Genomic DNA, 22,036 nt, shown 5'->3' with positions numbered 1-22,036 from the left:
AGGAAAATTTGCTAAAATGAGATAGGTAAGGAAATGGGAATGAATCAATTTCATATCTCACTAAAACGATCAAATTGAAACTATACATAGACCAATAAAACCGTTTGGATCTATATATAGCCTTGATTGAAGCGGTTTAAGGTATGATGAAATTGATTCGAATACATAATCATTCAAATAAAATGTCTGCAAGGATTTTAAAAAAACAGGAGACTTGCTCCATTTTTTGCAAGCGTTTTAATGGCATCATGAGCACATCGAAATGGGGGCAAGGGGAAGGCGGGGAAGAGGTATGGAGAGCGTTCAACAGCTGGCGCAGAAGTTAAAGCAAAACATTGCAAACGTAATTGTAGGCAAGGAGCATGAAGTGGATCTGCTCTTGACGGCGCTTCTCGCCTCCGGGCATGTGCTGCTGGAGGATGTTCCGGGAACAGGCAAGACCTTGCTTGCTAAAAGCTTGGCGGCATCGCTCAGTTTGAGCTTTCAGAGAATTCAGTTCACTCCGGATTTGCTGCCATCGGATCTGACCGGCATCCATTTTTTTAATCAAAAAGACGGGGAATTTCATTTCCGCCCGGGACCGCTGTTTGCGCGTATTGTATTGGCCGATGAGATTAACCGTGCCACACCACGCACACAGTCGAGTCTCCTCGAATGTATGGAGGAGCGGCAGATCAGCATTGAGGGGAAGACGATGCCGCTTGCAAGCCCATTTATGGTCATGGCCACGCAGAATCCGGTGGACAACCAAGGAACATTCCCGCTGCCTGAAGCGCAGATGGACCGGTTTCTGATCCGGATGAAGCTGGGGTATCCTTCAGCATCTGAAGGGGTAGAGATTCTGAAACGGACTGCGGCCGCAGGCAGTTTGCGGGCCGAGGAAGCAGGACAGACGGCAACCGCTGAAGAGGTGCTGGAAGCGCAGAAGCTATGCGGACAGGTGCAGATTACGGATGATCTGATGGGCTATATCGTTGCATTGGCCGAAGCCACCCGGAATCATGACGAAACGATGCTTGGAATCAGCCCGCGCGGCACGCAGGCACTGCTCCGCGCTGTCCAGGCATATGCGGCACTGCATGGAAGAAGCTATGTGCTGCCTGATGATATCAAGGAGCTGCTTCTCCCGGTATGGACGCACCGGCTGGTGCTGCGGAAACGCCATGAGGCAGGAAATGGCCATGCGGAGCGCATTTTGACGGGAATCATGGACAGCATCCCGGTTCCGAGTGAAAAGGAACTTGAAAGTGGCGTGAAATAAATGGCAGTGCTGTGGCTATTTCTTGCCTGTGGACTTGTCATGGTGCTGCAGGGACTCATTTTAGGCAGGAGCGCGCTTGGCAAGCTGGATTATGACCGCCATTTCAGTACCCGAACCTGCTACGCAGGTGATCGGATTGAAATGGTGGAGGTCATCGAGAATAAGCGGCGTGTGCCTATCCCCTGGCTGCGGCTGGAGGCGATGCTCCCGGCATCCCTGGGCTTCAAGCGGAGCAAGGAGACCTGGATCAGCGAGGGCCAGATTTATCAGAATCATACGAGCTTTTTCTCGCTTCCCGCACGGACGCGGATCACCCGGACGCATCAGATCCAGTGCCGGGGCCGTGGCATCTTCCGCATGGATACGGCAACCATGACCGGAAGCGATTTGTTCGCCATGTACACGCCTTCCTTGAAAGTGACGCTCAACAAACGGCTGGTGGTCTATCCATCCCTGTTGAGGGATGAGGAGCTGCCTTCCTCCTGGAAAACCTGGCAGGGTGAACTGGCTGTGCGCCGCTGGATTGTCGAGGACCCGTTTCTGTTTACAGGCGTAAGAGGTTATGCGCCTGGCGATGCTATGAACCGTATTCACTGGAAGGCCAGTGCCAGAAGCGGAGAACTGCAAGTGCATCAGCATGGCTACTCTGCAGACCCGAAGGCCATGATCCTCCTTAATATTGAGGTCTCGGAGCAGATGTGGAATGTTGTCACCAAGCCGGAAATCATTGAAGAGGCGCTATCCTATGCGGCAACCTGCGCCGCTGCACTCATTCGTCAGGGGATGGCGGCCGGATTTGCGAGCAACGCCTCTTTGTCGCCCGACACGGATGCGAGGATGGCATATCTTGCGCCGGATTATGGACTTCCGCATCTTGAGGATTTGCTGGAGGCCATGGCTGCCGTAGAGCTCAAGATTCAGAGGCCTTTTTATGAGCTGCTGCGGATTGAGGCGGAGCTAGAAACGCATGAAACAATGGATTATTTTCTGGTGACCCCATATGTATCCGCAGCGATCCGGGATGCCGTTCGGCTGATTGAGCTGAAGGGGCACCGAGTATCGATTGCTGATCTGAGCGAAGGCATGAAGGAGGCGGGGGCATGATGATAGCCGATAAGGGCATACGGCTGCGCCGCAGCCTGGCGGTGCTGGGGAATTCACTGCTGGAAACGGCTGCCGTCTTTCCCTATTTACTGCTGTATATGATCTATGCCATGCAGGCTTCGCCTTGGTGGCTGCTGCCGGTTATGTGGCTGCTGCATGCCTTGGGTACGATGATTGGCATCAGACAGGCGGGAGGCAGGAAGGCAGTATTGGCGACTGCTCTGCTAATGGCTGCTGCTTTGCTGCCGCTGGCGGCGCTCGGGCTTCGTGCTGCAATACTGGCGGTACTGCTCCTTCTGCTAGCGGACATTCGCGGGCTTATTGTCGGCCGCAAGCAGCTGTGGAGATTAGTCCAGCTGAATTTGCCGCTGGGTGGGCTGGCTGCGTCCTTGATTGTGTATGGCGTATCTTCCAGAGTGCCTGCGATCGAGCCGTACCGTACCTCGCTCTATCTTCTAAGCCTGTTTACGTTGTTTGCGGTCCTGCTGCGGTGGAACGGGGACCGTGTACGCGAAGCTTCCAATGCGCAGCAAACCGACCGGATGCTGCTCCGCCGAATTCTGTCCAGAAACCGCTGGATGACCTGGCTGACGGTCGCGGTCATCGCACTGCTAAGCCTGTGGAACGGACTGAATGAGGGCTTTGCCTATTTTAGGCATTGGTTGAGGGGAATATTTAATGGCTTGGACCAAGGAGAGCAGCAGATGACCCCGGAGCAGCCGCAGATGGGGCAGCAAGGACCGCTGGATCTTCCTCCGCCTTCCCAATCGCCGAAGTGGCTGCACATTATGGGCCAAATCATCTTGATCCTGCTGATAGTTGCCGTGGCTATGGCTCTGCTGCTGCTCTTGTATCGGCTGGTACGCCGCTGGCTCCCGCAAAGATTTCGCGAATGGATCGCCCGGATGGCACAGCGGCTCCGGCTCCTGCGTGAGGTGCGGAGCGTCCCGACCGATCAGGGCGATTACGTGGATGAGGTGGAGAAAATCGACCGTGTGAATAAGCGTCCCGGCAGATTGTGGAGGCGGCGCAAAGAAGGGGCCGCGGGGGTGAAGGATGGTGATCCACGCCGTGCTTACGAAAGCTTGATTCGCAGTGCCGTTAAGCGGGGTTATAAGTTCCGTCCAAGCCTTACGCCATCCGAGAATGGCGCTGCATTAAACGCCAAAGGCGATTATACTCATCTTCCTGCGCAGGAAGTGGGTCAGGTTATCCATCGATATAACCAGGTCCGTTACGGATCCGATGGCAAGCCAAGCAGTAATTCGAAGCAGTAATATCGGTATCACATCAATGAAACATAAACCCGCTTGGGATATCCCAAGCGGGTTTATGTTTTTTTCACAAAGACGACTTCATACGCTGATAAACCAACATCATATTTTCTGTGAATTCAAGTCCGATCTTACCTGGTTCTAAGCTAAAGAATCGTTCATGTTCCCTCTGCGGGTTTATTCTATATTATCTGAATATATTATGGGACTGCAAAGGAAAGGCGGAATTCAAATATGCATAAGCACCGAAAGGAACTGGCCATCACCGGGCTGATACTGATGGCTGCGGCGGGTATGTGGCTCTATTGGAAAGAGGGGATGCCCCAGGAATCGCCAGCTCAGACAGAGGCCTTCATCCAAAAGTATATGACGAATCCGAATGGCACGCTTGCGACATACCTGCAGGAAGGAAGCTCAACCAACCCGGAGATTGCGGCAGGTCGTGAATCGCTGTCGGAATCGCTGGGTTTGTGGATGCAATATGCCGTGCTGAAGAAGGACAAGACTCTGTTTCGTCAAAACGCTAGGGTGCTGGAGCATTATTTCCTGACTCCGCAGCATTATTTGGCATGGAAGCTGGAGCCGGACGGCAGCTCCAATATCCATACGAATGCGCTGGGTGATGATCTACGAGTCATCGGAGCGCTGTTGAAGGCTGAACAGCTCTGGGGCATGTCAAGTGATCGTGAGAAGGCAGGGACGCTGACGGGAACCTTGCTTTCTTCTGCACTGGTAAATGGATACATGACGGATTTTCATGACTTTGACCGAGGCGAATCAGCGCAGGAGCTGAGTCTAGTTTATATTGACAGCGATGCCCTGCAGTTGATGCAGAAGGCGCAGCTTATTGATCATGCTTTCTACAGCAAACATATTCAACTTCTGGAGAACATGCCGGATGACGGGGCTTTTTATCCGAAAAGCTTCAACGTCCATAACGGGCAATATACGTATGACGATTCGGTAAATTTAATCGATCAATTCCTGGTGGGAATCCATGCTGCGGAAATCGGGAGAGAGCCTGAACCGCTGATATCTTTTTTGAAAAAAGAGTGGAGCCGCAGCCATAAGCTGTACGGTCGTTATGACAGGGCTACACGGGCAAGCAGTGTCGAGTACGAATCCCCTTCCGTTTATGGATTGGCAGTACAATTGGCGCTTGAGGCCAATGACAAGGTCTGGGCAGGGGAGCTCTACAAGCATATGCTTTCGCTTAGGGACGGGAATACAGAGTATCCAGGGGGCTATGTTTTTGATGGGGACACGCATATATTTGATAATCTGCTCCCGCTCCTGGCTGTAGAACAATGGATAAAATATTCGCAAAAATGAAATAAATTGGTTATTTCCTAAGCTTTTGCGTTAATGAATAAGTAAGTACAGAAGGGAATTGTCGATTTTTGTAGTATTAATTCATTATAAGTTGATTCACCCTTATGTCGTTCAGCTAACTTCGGAATGGTTGCCTTTTTTTAGTCGGTAATCTATTTTGGCTGGACAACGGTGTCCGCAGTGAAAGAAAGCGGGGGAGTGGAGGAATTCGGATGACCAAAAATACAACGACGCGCCGCCTTGAACTTGGATACATCCTTTTGATCGCTCTGATCATGGTGCAGGAGCTGCTGATTTATTGGAAAATGTACCTCAATCAATCCTACACGACACTGGAGCTCATGTTTAGCATGGCGACTCTTGCGGCGCTGCTGCTTGGCTTTATCATTCCTTTAGGGATTTCTGTGGTTCTGGTGTTCGTATTTCTGGTGAGCTATTTTGTTTGGCTGACAACATACGCTCCTTTAAACATGCTGACATTCTCATGGATGCTGCTGATTCCGGCAAATATGCTGATCGCTGCCTTTATTAAATCCGGACTGATCGGCAGCAAGCGCTGGATGGAACGGATGATTGAAATGAGAGGGAGCAGTCCGCAGGTGGATATTGACACTACTCTTGGCAACAAGGAAGCGCTGGCAGATACCATGCAGAAGCAGTCCAACCTGGCCAGGCGCTATTCCGAGCGGTACGGTTTTTCCGTGGCGATGTTCAAAATCGACTTTCTGCCGCTGGTACAAGAGTCGCTGGGATCACAGCTATACTCCCGCCTGCTGCTCGAGCTGTCGGCGATCATTCAAAGGCAGATCCGCTATGAAGACTATAAATTTTCAATCAGCAAGGGCCGCTTTATCATCCTGTGCCCCATGCTGGGGCAGGAGAACCTGCAGATGCTTACCAGCCGGATCAAAAATGCGATGATGGCAGTGAATTTTCTGGACAAAAGAGGTCATGAGCTGAAAATCGTAATACGTGCAGGTGCGCTGGTCTTCCAGAAGGAGCAGTTCAGCAAATATGAACATATTGATCAGGTCATCGCTGCGCTCGAACGTAATACCGAGACCGATCTGATTGGAGAATATATTTAATCTTTTCCTACGAACCGGCAGAGGAGGAATTCAAATGTCATATACGAGCTGGTTTATCCCTGTCTGCATTGCCATTAGTGTAATTTTCGCCGTGACGATCCTGATTCTCACCATCGCAACGCTTAAATTCCGTGCCGATGTCAACAAAAAGTATGATCGGGGGAACTTCAGTGGCTGACGTTCTATTGATCCTTTCCATAGTAACCATTTGGATTGCCGTATTTGAGTCAGTCATCATTATGGCAGGGGCTGTCCGGTTTATTTTCAAACAAAATAAGAAGAAGCTCAAGCTTCCGGAGAATATGAATGACTTCCCTGCTGTGACCGTCATGGTTCCGGCGCATAATGAGGAGCTGGTCATCACGGCTACTGCGGAGCATATTTTGCAGTTGAACTATCCGCAGGATAAGGTACAGCTCATCATTATTGCAGACAACTGTTCAGACCAGACCGCGGCCCGGCTTAGGGCACTGAAGGAGAAGACGAGCTATTCGGACCGCAATTTCATCATCCTTGAGCGTAAAGGGACGGGTGGGAAATCCGGTGCGCTAAACGACGCATTGAAGCTGGCAACAGGCGAGTGGATTTGTGTGTATGACGCGGATGCTGCGCCTGAGCGCAATGCGCTCTTATTCCTGACACAGAAGGCGATGGAGAATCCGGATAAATACGGAGCTGTCTTTGGACGTAATAAGGCGCGTAACCGCGGCCAGAATTTTCTGTCCCGCTGCATCAATCTCGAGATCATTACAATCCAGCGTGTGCATCATACCGGGCTATGGGAGCTGTTCAAGCTCGGAACGATTCCCGGCACCAATTTTATTGTCAAAACCGCTTTAATGCGGGAGATCGGCGGATGGGACGAGCAGGCGATTACAGAGGATACGGCCGTTTCCTTTGAGATCATGTCCCGCGGCCAGCTGATTGCACTGGCTCCCCAGGCGGAAGCCTACCAACAGGAGCCTGAGCAGCTTGGGGTTTATATGAAGCAGCGGGAGCGCTGGGCCAAAGGCAACTATAATGTTGTCGTCGAAAACCTGCATCATCTGTTCGACCGCAGCAGCTGGCGGATCAAGCTGCATGTGCTCTACTATGCGGCCAGCTATTTTTGGTTCATGATCGCTATTATCGTATCGGATATTGTGTTCGTGGCGAACCTGGTGTATCAGGTCATTGCCATCTTCAAGCCGGGTGTGGTTTCACCCTTCCAATTCCAGTCGGATGTATATGTCTATCTGGTTGTAGCTTGGGCTTTGATGTATTTTCTCTATGTACTGCAGATCAATCTGGCGCTCGCTGCCGACATCGGACAAAGCAATGTCCGCAATTTCGTGCTCTCTTGTATTTCTTATTTCACATATGCGCAGCTCTTCCTCGTCATTTCCGTCAAAGCCTTTTACAACCTGATCGTCGATAAAATCACAGGCCGGGAAAGCAAATGGTATAAGACGCAGCGGTTCAGCTGAAAAGCGGCGCGGGCTGCGCGATACAGGACGACTTTATTTGAAATGAAAGACCATGCAACGCTCTTTTCAGGCAGATGCCCGGGAAGAGCGTTCTTCATGCTGAGATATTGACTTACGGTACAAATGAAATACAATAATATCAATTATTCCGATTAAATTAATAAGAATATATTTTCCGCATTTAAGCCATAGTGAGCCAATTACAACCAGCATGAAAGAGGTGTCAGCGTGCAGCGCAATAAACAGATCCTTATAACCTCGCACTGTGTGATCAATCAGAATACCGTTATTCATGGCGAGGCTCGCAGTGCGGGCGTGATGAAGTCAGCGGTGGATTGGGCATCGGAACAAGGCTATGGCATTTTTCAGCTGCCCTGTCCAGGGTTTACCTTTCTAGGACCGGAGCGGCAGCCCATGACGGAAGAGGAATTCGACACTCCTGCATTTCATGATCATAATTTCCGCATCCTGCAGCCGGTTATTGAGCAGTTAAAGATCTATCAAAATCACGGCTATGAGATTATCGGCGGGGTTGGAATCTCTGGCAGCTCCTCCTGTGATCCCGGAAAAGGTATATTTATGATCGATTTTTTGCGTCTTGCAGAGGAGCAGGGAGTACATATTGATTTCTTTTGGCAAATACCAAATACCGAGGAAGGGGTTTTCGATCCAAGGGATAAAAAAAGCGTATATGGACCTACAGGGATACGGCCTCAATTTTTACCTGAAGCCCTTCCGGTTAAAGTGTGCAGAAAAAGACGTCGCTGAGCGGCAACTGCTCTAATATTCGGTGAACTGGAGGTATATGACCTCCGTATGGGAAGGTTACAATATAGGGAAGAAGAGATGGTATGTCCTTGGATAAAAAAATAAGGGGGAGAGCCCGTGAGGTCCAGATCATTGCTTGAACAATATAAGTCGGCTATTCTGGCTCTTCCGCAGGACGGCGATCTGAACAAGCAGGAGCTGCTGACCGATGCATTCCGAATGGCAGCGGAGGGACGAATTACGATGTACTACGCGCCCCATAATGAATGGATCAACCATGCCGCGAGGGTGGTGATCGTCGGAATTACTCCTGGCTGGACGCAGATGAAAACAGCCTTTCAGACCGCAAGGGCTGGCCTGGCCGAAGGACTCCCGAACGAGGAGATTTGTCGCCGGGCGAAGCGGGAAGCGGGATTTGCCGGCTCCATGCGCCATCATTTAATCCTGATGCTCGATCGTCTTGGTCTTCCGGGGTATTTGAACGTCGGATCAAGTGCAGCACTCTTCAGGGAGCAAGCGCAGCTTCTGCATACGACATCGCTGCTGAGATATCCCGTATTTGTAGATGGCGATCGCAATTACACAGGCTCCAGTCCGGATATACAGGCTTCGCCGCTCCTTTGCCGGCAAGCGTTATCCGCTCTGGAAGAGCTGCAGGAGATTCCCGGCAGCATGCTGATCCCGCTGGGAAGGGCAGTGGAACGTAGTCTCTTATGGATGGTTGACCAAGGGCAAATCCAAGAAGAACGGATTCTAAAGGGGTTTCCGCATCCTTCCGGCGCCAATGGACACAGGCAGCGGCAGTTCGCGGAGAACGAAGAGAGTATGAGGGCGATGCTCACAAAATACTTCTGACTGAATAACAGAATGGAAGAGTTTTTTTAAAAAAGAGCAGATGCGGATGCATCTGCTCTTTTTTGATGGTGAATCGTTATCTTATTACTCAAACTTGACGGACTGAATGACTTTATCCGTCTCGGCTTTGGATGCGTCATCGAAGTATGTACTGATGAAGTTGACCGCATATCCGTCGGTAAGTGTGCTGTAGTAACGCTGATTCAGAGTTATGCCGTTTCCCTTGAGGGTAGCAGTCATCATGTGGAAGTCCTTGCCTCCAAGATTGACGGTTTTGATCTCATCAAATTCGTAGGGAAGCTCCGTTGTTTTCAGCATGGCCTGTGAGGCTTCCAGATACTGTTTGCCGTTTCTCACTTGGAGCGGGCTGACCTTCTCGGCATTGGAAATTACGCTCGGATTGATATCCTGCTCATTCATCGGGTATTTGGAAGTAAGGAAGAAGTTGAGAATTTTTTGCTCAGCTTCGTCTAACGCTGCCTGCTTGTCATCATCCCCATTGGCAATGATGTCCTTGCCGGTCTGCATGACGTCCTGCATGGCATCCTGGCCCTGGACCTCCCATTCCTTGGGCATTTGTACAGTTAAGCCAAAGTAATCATTGGTGTAGATGCCGTCTTTTACATAGCCCTCATCTGCTGTTTTTTTCGTTTTTTTATCAGCTGCATCTTTATTGTCTGATACGTTTTCCGATGTTTCCTTAACGTCAGCATCCTCATTCGTGTTAGTTTCACTTTCAGCAGCCTTCACGGTTTCTGTCGGCTTTACCTCTGATTCCTCTGCTGCTTTTTTTCCGCCGCAGGAGCTGATGAGTAATACCAGCAGTACGAGAATAAGTGATGTTGCGGTAAACCTTCTGTTCATTGCTTGACCTCCGAATTATGATAGTATTAGAGCCTTAATTGGCCGGGAGTGCAAACTCCCATTATGTATTAAACTTCCAACGGATTACCTAAACATTTCCTTAAATAGAAAAACAATAACGGAAAGGAGCCTATATTCCGATGAAAATAGACCGATTGCTTGCGATGACTATTCTCCTGCTGAACAGAGGCAGAATCAGTGCCAAAGAACTGGCAGAGCGATTTGAGGTTTCGACCAAAACCATTTACAGGGATATGGATACGCTGGGCCAGGCGGGAATTCCCATTATTGCGCATCAAGGAACCAGCGGTGGTTTCGAGATGATGAGCCAGTATACGATTTCCCGGCAGCTGCTGACCATGGACGAAATAGGCTCCATCTTTACAGCTGTCAAAGGTGTCAGAGCCGCGCTGGATGACCGGACGCTGGACCGTTTGCTCGATAAAGTGGAGTCACTCCTTCAGCGCTCCGATCCGAAGCCGGGAGTCAGTCAGCCGGATGATCTCCTGTTTGATCTGAATCCATGGGGACAGGGGAAGAGCGCAAGAGATAAGGTGAGGCTGCTGCGTCAGGCTGCCGGAGAGACCCAAAAAGTGAAGCTGCAGTACATCAATATGAACGGAACGGACAGCTGGAGGGTTGTAGAGCCGGGAAGACTCATTTTAAAAGGGAATGTGTGGTATTTGCAGGCATATTGTACACTTCGAGAGGATTTTCGGATATTTCGGGTATCCCGAATTCAAGAGATGAGCATGCTGCCGGATCTATTTAATCCGCGGGAGCTGCCGCCGCTGGAGTCGTATGATTGGAATCCGGAATGGTCAGACAAAGAGGCGTACAGCATGGTGACGCTGCGGTTCTCCCCCCTGGTCAGGCACAGAGTCGGGGATTCCTTCAGCCCGGAGCAAATATCACTGCTGGAGGATGGGAGCCTGCGCGTGCAAGCAGAGCTTGCCCTGGATGAATGGTTTTATGGTATGGTCCTAAGCTACGGTGGCCAGGCTGTGATTGAAGCCCCGGAGCTTGCAGCCAATGAAGTAATGCGGCGGGCATATAAAATTGTAGAACAGTACAGGAAACCGGACAGACTGCTGTCCACTTAGCCCCTGTACAATGAAATCATATCCACACAAAAAGGGGACATAAGCATGAACATCAGCATTACGCACAGGCCAGCAGCCGTACTGACAGGCATAAGTACCCGGACGTCCAACCAGCGGGAATTAAGCGGAGAGGGGGAGATTCCGTCGCTATGGGAGCGGTATTTTCAGAGCGGGCTGCAGAGCCGGACGGACCTGGTCCATCCGCATTTGCTCTATGCGTTGTATACCGACTATGAAAGTGACGTGAATGGCGAGTATACGCTTTTGCTAGGGCATGAGCAGGACCATCTCCTTTCTGCTGAAGATACAGCAGGTACCGTATATATTCCGGAGGCTGATTACATCAAGTTTACGACAGAGAAGGGTCCCATGGGGCAGGTTGTTCCACAGTTATGGCAGGAAATATGGGGTTATTTCCAGAACTCGGAGTACGAGCGCACATATACAGGGGATTTTGAATTGTATGACTTGCGTGATTTCAACCCGGAAGAAGTTAGCGTAGATATTTATATGGCAGTACGAAAACCGTCTATCCTTTAAATACTTTTCTCTTAAAAAAACAGCGTGCCTAAGGTGTCCAATGGACTTCTCGGCGCGCTGTTTTTTAGTTGTTCGAAATATAAGTCAATCCATGCTATTGCTGCTCGAGTGTGAGTTGTCTAAGCTTCTCCAGCCACTGCAGGTCGATCTTCATCTGGCTACTGGCATGATCATGAATCAGGTGAACCGCTGGCGGGGTTTCATCACGTACCGTTTCCCAAAAGGCTTGGTCGTTTCTGATTTTATTTTCAAGCTTTTCCTGGGCCTCCTCAATCAAAAATACCAGCTTTTTCGAATCAACATGCTTGAGAAATAGGACAGCTGAGTACAGGGAGTCCACGCGGGTGAAATTTTTGAAAACCGCATAGATCTCCTGCTGCAGATGCTCTTTGCCGAGCGGCGTAATGCCATAGGTTGTTTTTTCCGGACGGTTGTCATCACGGATCACCTCAATTTTCTCGATATATCCTTTTTTCAGCATGACCTCGAAATTGTAATACAAGGTTCCGTCATTAATCTTGGAGTTTTCATCCAGCACGTTTTGCTTGAACATTTTTTTAATATCATAGGGATGATGATGCCCCGAACTCAAAACACCCAGTATAAAAATTTGAAGCGACATAAATGCAACACTCCCATCCAAATCATACGAAAAGCCGGCTGACTCGTGGGAGTGAGCTGGCTTCGCGTGTATGTGATATAGAATGAACTCGGGTATCCGGAGCACATTCTATACAGCTAAACATCAATTCGTGTAGACGAAACGAGTTACCTGATTAAGCAGCAACGGTTTTCTCTTGATCATCGGCTACTTCTTTAGGAGAAACGAAATAGAACGAAACCATGCAGATGATCATGGAAGCAATGGCTGCGATCCACAATCCGAGCAGATGCTCGGTCAGCTTGCCGCCGCCGTAAATGATCGAGAAATCCGTTTGAACGGTATAGAACATGATGGAGATGTAGCTCACGATCTTAAAGAGCCACGGCATCATTTCTCGGGACATCGTCGCGCCGCTGCTGATAGTTTGGATCAGCATGAGCGTCAGGTTCGCGAAAATGGCCTTGTCCTTTAATAATAAACTGAAGATGGACATAAACTCAATGGCTCCGAACAATTCAAGCGCGTGGACAAGCCATACCTTCACGAAAACTTCCGCTCCAAAGCCGCCCTGAATCAGGAAATAAATCGAAATCCCGATCAGCGGTGCAATCAGAGAGACAATCGCATTGGTTGCTTGCGCGGACCAGAAGGCTTGCCATAAGCCCATTTTACGTTTCAGCGCGTTCATAGCACCGACCATCATCATGGAAAAAATCATGGCGCCGACATAGCTGACCATCGTCAGGAAGAATGGAGACATTTGGTTATGCATGCCTGGCGGAACCGGATTTGTGTTGACGATATTGGCATCCAGCTTGGTAGGGATCTCGGCCGCGAGCTTCTGCGCCTGTTCCGCCGGCATTTTCATGGACTCGAAGACGCCCTGCGCGGTCTGGGTCGCCAGCTGGTTGTTCAGATTCGTTGTGATTTGCGTTACGACCGACTGCATGCTGCTGGACACCATGGCCGGATTGGATTGGTTCATGAAGAAATCCATTTTGGCTTTCGTTCCGGATGTTGACAGCTGCTTCGTAAAGTCCTGCGGAATGTGAATGACCAAGGCAAGATCACGGTCGTTCAGCTGCTCTTGGGCTTTGTCCAGCGGCAGGTCCGTCACCATTTTGAACGGAAGCTGCTTGGCCAGACCTGCAGCGATTTCTTTGCCCGCCTGTTTGTCCTCATTGACAATCGCGACGGTCATTTCGTTCATGTTTTTCGGAATGGCGCTATAACCCGACATGAAGATCAGGATAAATGCCACCTGATAAAACAGTACCATCGTAATTCCGCCGATGACTGATTTGTTTTTTAGAAAAGTTAATATATTTTTCAATGACCACACCTCGATGTATTATATTTTGATTTAATTACTTTAATTAAAGTAATTGAGTTAGAATTATACGCCGAGGTAAAAAAGGTGTCAACGAATGTATGCGCTTATATGTGATTTTTGTCATATACAAAACGAAAAGTTTTCATTTAGGACACAATTACGTTTGTAATAGTTTGGGGGGTGGGTTATATTTACATTTGTAATAGTTGATTTGCCTGTAAGGGAAAGGGGGTGTAGGAGAATGGAAGGTATGCCAAAAATCTCGGAATCCGAGTGGGAAATTATGAAGACCGTTTGGAAGGAAAATCCGCTAACAGCAGAGCAAATTGTGCAGCAGCTGCCGAAGGATACCGAATGGAGCGATCAGACGGTCAGAACCTTCATTAACCGGCTGATGAAGAAGAAAGCGCTGGGGTATCACAAATCGGGTAGAAGTTATCAGTATTATCCGCTCATTTCTGAAAAAGAATGCGTTCGCGCGGAAAGCAAGTCGTTCTTAAACCGCGTGTTTAACGGTGCGGCGGGTCTGATGATGACAAACTTTTTGGAGGAAACGCAGCTGTCGGACAAGGAAATTGAGCGTCTGCAGCAGATTTTAACGGAAAAGCAGGGCAGAGATCCCCAAGATCCATCACGGCCTTAAAACGTGAAATTCAATCAAACGAGGTAATTTCATGCATATAGCCGAAAGTCTTTTCAGATGGTTTGTCGCTTCGACGCTGACGGCAAGTCTGGCTGCGATCGTGGTCATAGTGGTTCAGCATCTGCTCCGCCGGCGCATCAGTGCCCGTCTGCGATATACATTATGGCTGATTGTGATGGTAAGGCTCGTACTGCCGGTATTTCCACACAGTCCGGTGAGCTTATTCAACGCGTTACCTAATATCATAGACATAAAAAAGGCTGTCTCCGAGCTTCCATTTCAGCAGGACAAGCCTGCTGCGGAATCCGAAAACAGCGCAAAAGAAATTTCACTTCAACCCTATTATACATCGAATGAAGCCGGGCGGAATAATCCGAAGCAGGTTAACATGACGCAAGACCCTCACGAGAGGGCGGTGTCCATGGAGGCTGGAACCCATCCGGCAATCCGTATACTGTCAATTGTCTGGCTGGCAGGAACGGTGGCTTTTCTGACATACCATTTGAACTACTGGCTGCGGATAAAGAGAAAGCAGAGAAGTTTCAGCCGCGTCAGTGATCCCACGATGATGAAGGTGGCAGAGGAATGCCGGAGTCTATTTTCGGTGAAGCGTCCTGTATCTATGTATACGCATGCTTCTGTTCAGAGTCCATATATGACCGGCATTCTGCGTCCTGCTGTTTATCTGCCGGATACTTTCAGCCGTGAAACGGGGGATACTGTTCCGCTGAAGCACGTCATTGCACATGAGCTTGCCCATTATAAAAGAAAAGATACAGCCTGGAATATGCTTGGCAGTGTTGTACTTGCGTTCCACTGGATGAATCCGCTGGTGTGGCTTATGATGCGGCGAATGAAGGCGGACCGGGAGCTGGCATGCGATGCTTGCGTACTGGCGGTGCTTGGGGAAGAAGAGGCCGTGCCGTACGGCATGACGATTATCGGATTCCTGAAGCGGTATTCCTCCGGACGGAATCAACCTCATCTGTTGTACTTCAAGGGCATGAACGGAGAAAAAGATATCATGCGGCGGATTCGGATGATTCAATCATTTAAAAAGGGTTCTTATCAATTTTCATTGCTGGCGGTGTTACTGGTGCTTCTGATCAGCGCGGCAACGCTGACGAATGCAACGGTTTCGAGCGCAGGCACTTCCGCCTGGATTCATGCCGAGGATGGGGGAAATGAGCTTCTTTTTTCGGATATGACGTTTCGGGAGTACGATAATTTGGACAAGGCTTCGCGGGTGGCGCCATTCCGGTTCAAGGTCCCGGCGGTGCTGCCGGAAGAGTATGCTATGGACAACATCAGCTTCCACCTTCAACCCTTAACCTCATCTGCGAGTTCTGAGATAAGTGTGTGGTATACGAAGGCAAAAGCAAAGCAATTCTATGGAAGCATGGAGCTCAAAATTGTGCGCGGTGCAGGACTGCAAGAGTGGTACGAGCAAACCGTAAAAGAGGAAGAGCAGCTCGGAGACGCTCAGGCGGGTGGTAAAGTCATTCAAAAATCACCGATTTCCATAGCGGGACTGGATGGCTTGAAGATGACGATCCGTATGACGGCATGGAAAGAACACCCCGAGAGATACACCTATCTTTGGAAGGATCAAGGCGTGACGTATCGATTGCAGGCAAATGCTGCCGACATATCCAGCAGCGATTTTGAGCATATGATTGCTTCGATGAGGTACCCGGATGAGGCTCTGAACAAGCTCTACGAAAACAATGAATATACCTCGAAAATGATCAGCTATGTATATGATACCGAGGATATTCGGCGGGCTCAAAAGCTGATTGGGTATAACGCAGCTTTTCCGCGTAAGCTTCCGGGAGGCTTTACAGCTAGTGTAGCTAATGTTTCCCGAAAAGAAAATTTCAACTATTCTGAAAATGATACGGATTCGATGAGGAAACTGCTCTCCGTGGCCTATTCTCCATTAACGGATGTGAAATCCGTGGATAATCATCAAGCAGGCATTAAAAGCGTTCAATTTATGCAGATGCTGAACGGAGATATGTATGAGGGTATGAAAAAGAGCGGAACCGTCTCATTCTCAAGAATCGATGGAAAAAGATTTATCGTCAAATTACAGCAATTTGTCATTCACGGCCATGAAGTGCTCCGAACAGAAAAATTCAAAATCGATGGTGAGCTCAGCAATCCGAGCCAAACCAATCGTGTCAGCTATTTCTGGCTGGATGAGAATGTGTGCTTTCAGGCAAGATTTACGGGTCAGGGACCTGAGGAACAGGCGATCGTCCAGTATTTGATGGAGCAGGATAAATAACGTTTGTTCATTTTCATAAACGAGAAAAGAAGCCGGACCAAACTGTCCGGCTTCTTTTTATACTTATATCCGTTCGCACACTTATTTGGTCTTCACTTCATCCAGCCATAAGATCGCCGTCACGCCGCGGGGGTAATACCGGCTGCCGACAATGACTCCGGCATTCATTTGATCGCTCCAGCTCCAGAAGGCATTTTCAGGCGAAGTCAGCCAGCCGACATGAGCGGCGTCGGCCGCAGCTTCCTGTTCGCCCTGCCCAAGCCCCAGCACCTGCCGGGCAATGTATTGGCATAAGTATATTTTACTGAGCCAGGAGTTGTCGCTGGTGGAGGAGAGCTTCCAGCCTCCGTCCGGGAACAGGCAGACGCCAGGCTCTAAGACCGCGTAGAAATGCTTTTTGAGCGCCTGAATATAGTGTCCAAAACGTCCATCCGGATTGAGTGCATCCTCGTTTCCGGTAAATAACGGAAAGATCAGTCCCTCAATGGCAGGAATGATCCGGGAATCATTGCCCTCCTGAATGACTGCCGGAATATATCCTTCCGGCGTCGCATGGTCCGTAATGGTCCGGGCGCAGCGATCTGCCTGATCTCCGGCTAATGCAGCCAGCTCCTCATGGCCATGCTCTTTGAATATACTCTCGAGCGCTACATAGGCGGCCCAGCATTTACCTCCGAGATAAATATTGTTGCGGGCCTGGCCAAGGGAGACATCCAGACTGTCATAGGTTGTGATCTCCGCTCCGCCCATGGTGCGCGAGCTGTCGAGTCCCATCAATCCGCTGCGCTGCGCTGAATCCGGATGATCGCGGTTTACCATGCTCTGCAGACACTGCCCGAATAACTCGAGATGATCCTGCAGCCACTGTGCGTCGCCGGACTGGCGGACATATACAGAAGCTGTGAGCACCCAGTTAACAAGCTGCTCTTGAGTCATATGGGAGAAACAGCCGTCCAGCGCATGCTGCTCGTAGGAGGAATAACCAGGCCGCGAGAAGGCATTGGCTACGCCCATATCATGGGTAAAGCTGATGCCTCCCGGATAAGCCTTGGTTTCACCCGGAAAACGGACCGTGTCTTCATATTGATAGCGGGATACGAACAAATCCAGCTCATTCCGTACGGTCCAAGGGTTCATTTTCATTTCAAAAAAAAGCTGATCCACGGTCAGATCAAAGGTATTCATCATCCGGTATTCGCCCTCATTGACGATCCAGAGCGGCTTGCCTTCGGCTTCGAGCAGCTCGGTGCTGCCGTAATAGCTGCGGATAGCATGGGACAGCATAAAGCGCTGATCTTCCGACAAGGCAGAATCAGCTACCAGCTGGTCATTCTGCCGGCAAATCTCCAGCTTCTGCTCGAAATGCTCCAGTGCGTACAGAGCCACTTCTTCAATATCCGCAAAATAACGGGTATACAGGTACGAAGTGTCCATCCCCGTTGTGATGTAACCGCCCCGGTAGAAGCAGAGCGCGAAGCGGTAGGTTGCTTGTTCTCCCGCAGGCGTATCCATCAGCATCGCGCCAACGTTACCCAGGCCGAACTGCAGGTTTTCCTCCACGCCAGGCTGCAGAATATTTTCAATGGTAAAATGGCTTGCGCTCCGTACCCGCGGATCGGAGGCCGCAATGGCAATATGGCGGCCCTGCCCGACACCGGTCACTTGGCCATCCGTTGTATCCTCCAGCCGCCGGATCGCCGTGTAAGGATCGGTCCCCTGGAAGCCGAAAAAGGCGCGCCGTGGAACAGAACCTTTCGTATTATCCACGGTGATTTCCGCCAATACGGCCGGCAGAAGGGCGAACCGGAGCTGCTCCTCATCCGCCGTATCCGGGTCGGGTACGGAATCAAAGGGCGAAGACAGGCGGAACGTCAGATCCCCTGCCTGCCATGTATCGGTGGCCGCTGCGAACATGCGGGACACGGATTCTACGGTAAACGGCTTTACGAGACGGGACGTGTTGGCCGCTGCTTCATCTCCGCCGCCTGTATACCGGAAGGAATCGTCTCCGGCCAGATCATAGAAGGGCAATGCCTGATAGCTGTCGCCGCTTGGCTCCTGCAGGCCGATATAGACATTCTGTTCAGGGGGCCTGCCGTATTCTAGATCAAAACCGCCGCTGCGGCCCGGGAAACCCAGTGTAAAGCTGGCAAATGCCCCGACCGGAGAGTGATGTGCATTAAATAGCATTTTTTTATCCAAATCCGTAACCTCCTATGATTGCAATAAGGATGTATGATATGTTGAGATTAACAAAGTAATAAAGCGCTTACTATATCCAGAGTAAGCCGAAATTTACCCAAATTCAGCATATATGAAATGAGGTATGGGAGGGGATGAATGCAATGCCGGACGGGCAACAATTGCAGATCAGGGAAGTGATGCTGCCGGATGTGGAAGCGACGTTCCGGATCTATGCAGCACATTGGCGCACCGTAGCGCAGGGATGGGAATATCCGCTTCATGCCCATCCCCTGTTTGAGATTAACCTGCTCATGGAGGGCAGGCAAACGATGGAAGTGAGCGGCCGGACTTATGTACAGGAGCCAGGTGATCTGCTGCTGCTGAAGCCGGAGGACCTGCATGAAAGCCGCAGCAGCGGGGATGGAAACATGACCTACTACTGCATACATTTTGATACCGATGAGCGTGCGCTCCGCGAGCTGCTGTGCAGGGATGGGCAGCGTTATTTTTCCGGGGACAGCCCGCTTGCCTGCGCCATCCGGCCAAGTCTGGACAAGCTGATTGATCTGACCTCCGAGGATGCCGCAGGAAAACTGGAGACGAAGATGAGAACACTGTCCGCTATGTTTGAGCTTTTTGCCGCATTGACCGGCAGCCTCTCGGAGCGGGAGAACTCACGGCTCACCCATACCCGCGCTGCCCGGATCGCCAAAAGAATTGCCGCGGATTTGGAACGGGCTGTAGAGGATACCGCAAATGAAGACGGTACAAGCGGAGATCGAACTGCGGACACGGTCGCGGCTGTCACGGCAGGGCTTGGATACAGCATGTCTGCATGCACCCGGATGTTTCAGAGGGTCTACGGCATATCTCCTCGCGGATACTTATCCCAGCTTAAGCTCAAGAAGGCCAAGCTGCTGCTCATGCAGCCCGAGCTGTCTGTCGAGTCGGTATCCAGAATGCTGGGGTATGGAGATATCGCCCATTTCAGCCGCCAATTTAAACGCTGGACAGGAGAAGCACCCGGTAAATTCCGTGGAAAGTACCATATATGAGATGCCGCCATTTTCAATAATGATTATGAATCCAAGCAGCGTGGTATATAAATGGTGTCCATAATAAGGAATTACCGGCTGGATTGACTTCTCTTAGGATCGGGAATACTATAGTTCTATGACTATCAAACCATCAAAAGACGACGAGAAGCGGGTCAAGATTTTTAAGGCCATGGCGGAAGTAAAGCGCATTGAAATGCTTCGCTACCTGCATCATCACCGCAGCACGAACACCTGCGGGGATATCGGGGATGCGATCGGCATGGACAAGTCCAACGTATCGTACCATCTCAAGATTTTGTACGAAGCGGACTTGATTCAAGTGTTCCGTAAAGGTCAAAACAAAAACAGCCAGCTCAAAGAGGATACGTTCAACGAATTTTTGCCGGGTTTCTTGGACAGTTTATAATGGACAGGGAACCCTGATTTCGGTCTAATAGTTTTAAAGTTTTAAAACTATCCAATTTAATTGGCAAGTGTTCAAGTATCCGATTTCCTCTTGGATTTCGCCTTTTATGCGCAGGTGCAGAGCGTTTCTGTAGTCATTCTTTTGAAACCAAAATATAGATATGGGAGCCGTGATTTATACATGCAGCAGTTAACGAATAGATCCATCGCTTTAAAGACACGTCCGGTTGGTATGCCGACAGATCAGAATTTTGAATACCGTGAGGCACCTGTTCATGAGCCAAAAGAGGGACAGGTTGTAGTCCGCACGAGTTATCTGTCCGTGGATCCTTATATGAGAGGCAGAATGAGTGATGCCAAATCCTATATCGAGCCTTTCGCCCTGAATGAAGTTATCTCAGGTGGCATCGTCGGGGAAGTTGTGGAATCCAAATCCGATCTGATCAAGACGGGCGACAAAGTGATCGGGATGCTGGGCTGGCAGCTCTACAATGTAGTGGATGCGAAGCTGGTCCGGAAAGTTGATGATTCCATCGCGCCGCTTTCCGCTTACCTGAGTGTACTCGGCTTGACGGGTCTAACCGCCTACTTTGGACTGCTGGATATTGGACAGCCTAAAGCTGGAGAAACCGTCGTGGTGTCCGGCGCTGCAGGTTCCGTAGGGATGTTCGTTGGGCAGATTGCAAAAATCAAAGGTGCACGCGCCGTCGGCATTGCCGGAACGGATGAGAAATGCGAGTATTTGCTGAAAGAGCTTGGCTTTGACGCAGCTATTAATTACAAAACGACAAAAGACCTGGGCAAAGCGCTGGAAGAAGCATGTCCAAATGGTGTCGATGTGTATTTTGATAATGTTGGCGGCTCTGTCTCGGATGCTGTGATGAATCTTCTGAATGACTATGCTCGGATTCCGCTGTGCGGTGCCATCTCATCCTACAACAGCACGGATGGAGATATGGGCCCGCGCATCCAGTCGAAGATCATCAAAACCCGCTCGCTGATGAAGGGCTTTGTTCTCGGGGACTATGCTTCCCGGCAGCAGGAGGGTTTGACTGAGCTTGGAAAATGGTTGTCCGAAGGCAAGCTGAAATATGAAGAAACCATCATCGACGGCTTTGATCATGTTATTGACGCATTTCTGCAGCTGTTTCAGGGTACAAACCTGGGTAAGATGCTGGTGAAGGTAGACTAATTAAGACCATTTGATCCGCAAACATGCAGAATTAAAAGGCTCCCTCCGTATATGGAAGGAGCCTTTTTGCATCTTGCCGGATCTGGTGACCAGCCTTCGTTCTCTGTTAGCGGATTCGGGGGGGCTTTTTTTGATCGAATGCCTTGTGCAGGGGTGGAAATAGCGTTATATTGAAGAGCCAGTACCTATAAGCGAGCAGGCCGATATTTTATGATAAGGAAGTTTTCAGATTATGACTGCAAAATTTAAAGGCAACAAGATGAACATCGTGATGTTTGGGCTGCTTCTGCTCGCCGTTATCATCCGGCTGGCGCTGCAGTGGACCTCTGACTACACCAAGGCACATGCCGTATGGAATATCATTTTTATGGCGGTGCTCCTGCTTCTGTCTTTCCGCTTTGCTTACGTGTATGCACGGTATATCCGCATTAAGGAAGATCAAGTGAAGGTAGTCAATATTCAAGGCACGAGGACGTTTGATCTGACGGAAGTCGAGAAGGTTATGATTTATGACAACTGGATCCGTTTTACAATGAAGGCGGACCGTGACGTATTTATTCATATTAGGGATCTGAATGAGAAGGGCCGGGTTCCGTTTGTAACCTGGGCGGCGGATCAATTCGAAATTGAAAAGGATTAGGGTGATAGAAGCGCACCCTAATCCTTTTTTTA

21 protein-coding genes are annotated in these 22,036 nt (G+C 49.9%); 17 read left to right on the top strand and 4 right to left on the bottom strand.

The window, feature by feature from the left end:
* The first annotated feature begins 292 nt into the window (after positions 1–292).
* From KJS65_RS20185 to KJS65_RS20145, 9 genes are all read left to right on the top strand, one after another.
* A complete protein-coding gene (locus KJS65_RS20185) occupies positions 293–1,261 on the top strand; it encodes an AAA family ATPase (protein ID WP_213651652.1) in 969 nt (322 codons plus the stop codon).
* Positions 1,262–2,365: a DUF58 domain-containing protein gene (locus tag KJS65_RS20180; RefSeq protein ID WP_213651651.1), complete on the top strand. Its 1,104-nt coding sequence runs from the start codon at positions 1,262–1,264 to the stop codon at positions 2,363–2,365. It abuts the gene before it with no gap.
* Positions 2,362–3,642, top strand: coding sequence for a hypothetical protein (locus KJS65_RS20175; RefSeq protein ID WP_213651650.1), 1,281 nt, complete (start codon positions 2,362–2,364; stop codon positions 3,640–3,642). Before KJS65_RS20180 ends, KJS65_RS20175 begins: the two co-directional genes overlap by 4 nt.
* Positions 3,643–3,873: 231 nt before the next feature.
* The gene (locus KJS65_RS20170; protein ID WP_213651649.1) at positions 3,874–4,971 is read left to right on the top strand and encodes a glycosyl hydrolase; all 1,098 of its coding nucleotides are present in this window, start codon (positions 3,874–3,876) and stop codon (positions 4,969–4,971) included.
* A 212-nt stretch (positions 4,972–5,183) separates the two neighbouring features.
* Complete coding sequence (locus KJS65_RS20165; protein ID WP_213651648.1) at positions 5,184–6,059, top strand: diguanylate cyclase domain-containing protein; 876 nt, start codon at positions 5,184–5,186, stop codon at positions 6,057–6,059.
* A 34-nt stretch (positions 6,060–6,093) separates the two neighbouring features.
* Entirely contained in the window at positions 6,094–6,237 is a 144-nt protein-coding gene (locus KJS65_RS20160; RefSeq protein ID WP_168928991.1) for a hypothetical protein, read from the top strand.
* A complete protein-coding gene (locus KJS65_RS20155; RefSeq protein WP_213651647.1) occupies positions 6,230–7,525 on the top strand; it encodes a glycosyltransferase family 2 protein in 1,296 nt (431 codons plus the stop codon). The genes KJS65_RS20160 and KJS65_RS20155 overlap by 8 nt, the downstream gene beginning before the upstream one ends.
* Before the next feature lie 228 nt (positions 7,526–7,753).
* A complete protein-coding gene (locus tag KJS65_RS20150; protein WP_244864659.1) occupies positions 7,754–8,293 on the top strand; it encodes a CD3072 family TudS-related putative desulfidase in 540 nt (179 codons plus the stop codon).
* Positions 8,294–8,410: 117 nt separating this feature from the next.
* Complete coding sequence (locus KJS65_RS20145) at positions 8,411–9,148, top strand: hypothetical protein (protein WP_213651646.1); 738 nt, start codon at positions 8,411–8,413, stop codon at positions 9,146–9,148.
* An 84-nt stretch (positions 9,149–9,232) separates the two neighbouring features.
* On the opposite strand, the gene KJS65_RS20140 is transcribed toward KJS65_RS20145, so the two are convergent.
* A complete protein-coding gene (locus tag KJS65_RS20140) occupies positions 9,233–10,012 on the bottom strand; it encodes a hypothetical protein (protein ID WP_213651645.1) in 780 nt (259 codons plus the stop codon).
* Positions 10,013–10,152: 140 nt separating this feature from the next.
* On the opposite strand from KJS65_RS20140, the gene KJS65_RS20135 reads away from it, so the two are divergent.
* Positions 10,153–11,115, top strand: a complete 963-nt coding sequence (locus KJS65_RS20135; RefSeq protein ID WP_213651644.1) for a helix-turn-helix transcriptional regulator — start codon at positions 10,153–10,155, stop codon at positions 11,113–11,115.
* Between the two features lie 45 nt (positions 11,116–11,160).
* Positions 11,161–11,655 carry a GyrI-like domain-containing protein gene (locus tag KJS65_RS20130; protein WP_213651643.1) on the top strand — a complete coding sequence of 165 codons (495 nt, stop codon included), beginning with the start codon at positions 11,161–11,163 and terminating at the stop codon, positions 11,653–11,655.
* 94 nt (positions 11,656–11,749) lie between these two features.
* Here KJS65_RS20130 and KJS65_RS20125 read toward each other — a convergent pair whose 3' ends face one another.
* Together KJS65_RS20125 and KJS65_RS20120 are read right to left on the bottom strand one after the other, a co-directional pair.
* The gene (locus tag KJS65_RS20125; RefSeq protein WP_213651642.1) at positions 11,750–12,277 is read right to left on the bottom strand and encodes a PadR family transcriptional regulator; all 528 of its coding nucleotides are present in this window, start codon (positions 12,275–12,277) and stop codon (positions 11,750–11,752) included.
* 154 nt (positions 12,278–12,431) lie between these two features.
* Positions 12,432–13,592 (bottom strand): YhgE/Pip domain-containing protein, encoded by a 1,161-nt coding sequence (locus KJS65_RS20120; protein ID WP_244864657.1) that lies wholly within the window; start codon positions 13,590–13,592, stop codon positions 12,432–12,434.
* Positions 13,593–13,833: 241 nt separating this feature from the next.
* Here KJS65_RS20120 and KJS65_RS20115 point away from each other — a divergent pair, with 241 nt between their 5' ends.
* Both KJS65_RS20115 and KJS65_RS20110 read left to right on the top strand, forming a co-directional pair.
* Entirely contained in the window at positions 13,834–14,235 is a 402-nt protein-coding gene (locus KJS65_RS20115) for a BlaI/MecI/CopY family transcriptional regulator (RefSeq protein WP_213651641.1), read from the top strand.
* A 31-nt stretch (positions 14,236–14,266) separates the two neighbouring features.
* Positions 14,267–16,525 carry a M56 family metallopeptidase gene (locus KJS65_RS20110; protein ID WP_213651640.1) on the top strand — a complete coding sequence of 753 codons (2,259 nt, stop codon included), beginning with the start codon at positions 14,267–14,269 and terminating at the stop codon, positions 16,523–16,525.
* Positions 16,526–16,606: 81 nt separating this feature from the next.
* Here the strand turns inward: KJS65_RS20110 and KJS65_RS20105 are convergent, their stop codons facing one another.
* On the bottom strand, positions 16,607–18,727 hold the full coding sequence (locus tag KJS65_RS20105) for a glycoside hydrolase family 52 protein (RefSeq protein ID WP_213651639.1): 2,121 nt from the start codon (positions 18,725–18,727) through the stop codon (positions 16,607–16,609).
* 143 nt (positions 18,728–18,870) lie between these two features.
* Between KJS65_RS20105 and KJS65_RS20100 the strand changes: the two genes are divergently transcribed.
* From KJS65_RS20100 to KJS65_RS20085, 4 genes are all read left to right on the top strand, one after another.
* Entirely contained in the window at positions 18,871–19,764 is an 894-nt protein-coding gene (locus KJS65_RS20100) for an AraC family transcriptional regulator (protein ID WP_213651638.1), read from the top strand.
* Positions 19,765–19,882: 118 nt separating this feature from the next.
* The gene (locus tag KJS65_RS20095) at positions 19,883–20,173 is read left to right on the top strand and encodes an ArsR/SmtB family transcription factor (RefSeq protein WP_136607338.1); all 291 of its coding nucleotides are present in this window, start codon (positions 19,883–19,885) and stop codon (positions 20,171–20,173) included.
* A gap of 180 nt (positions 20,174–20,353) precedes the next feature.
* Positions 20,354–21,364 carry an NADP-dependent oxidoreductase gene (locus tag KJS65_RS20090; protein WP_213651637.1) on the top strand — a complete coding sequence of 337 codons (1,011 nt, stop codon included), beginning with the start codon at positions 20,354–20,356 and terminating at the stop codon, positions 21,362–21,364.
* A gap of 232 nt (positions 21,365–21,596) precedes the next feature.
* Positions 21,597–22,004, top strand: a complete 408-nt coding sequence (locus KJS65_RS20085) for a hypothetical protein (RefSeq protein WP_213651636.1) — start codon at positions 21,597–21,599, stop codon at positions 22,002–22,004.
* The last annotated feature ends 32 nt before the right edge of the window (positions 22,005–22,036 follow it).

The sequence above is a fragment of the Paenibacillus sp. J23TS9 genome (assembly GCF_018403225.1).
Classification (GTDB): Bacteria; Bacillota; Bacilli; order Paenibacillales; family Paenibacillaceae; genus Paenibacillus_AQ.
Note: the sequence above shows the minus strand (reverse complement) of the source record. Positions and strands in the feature narration are given on the sequence as shown.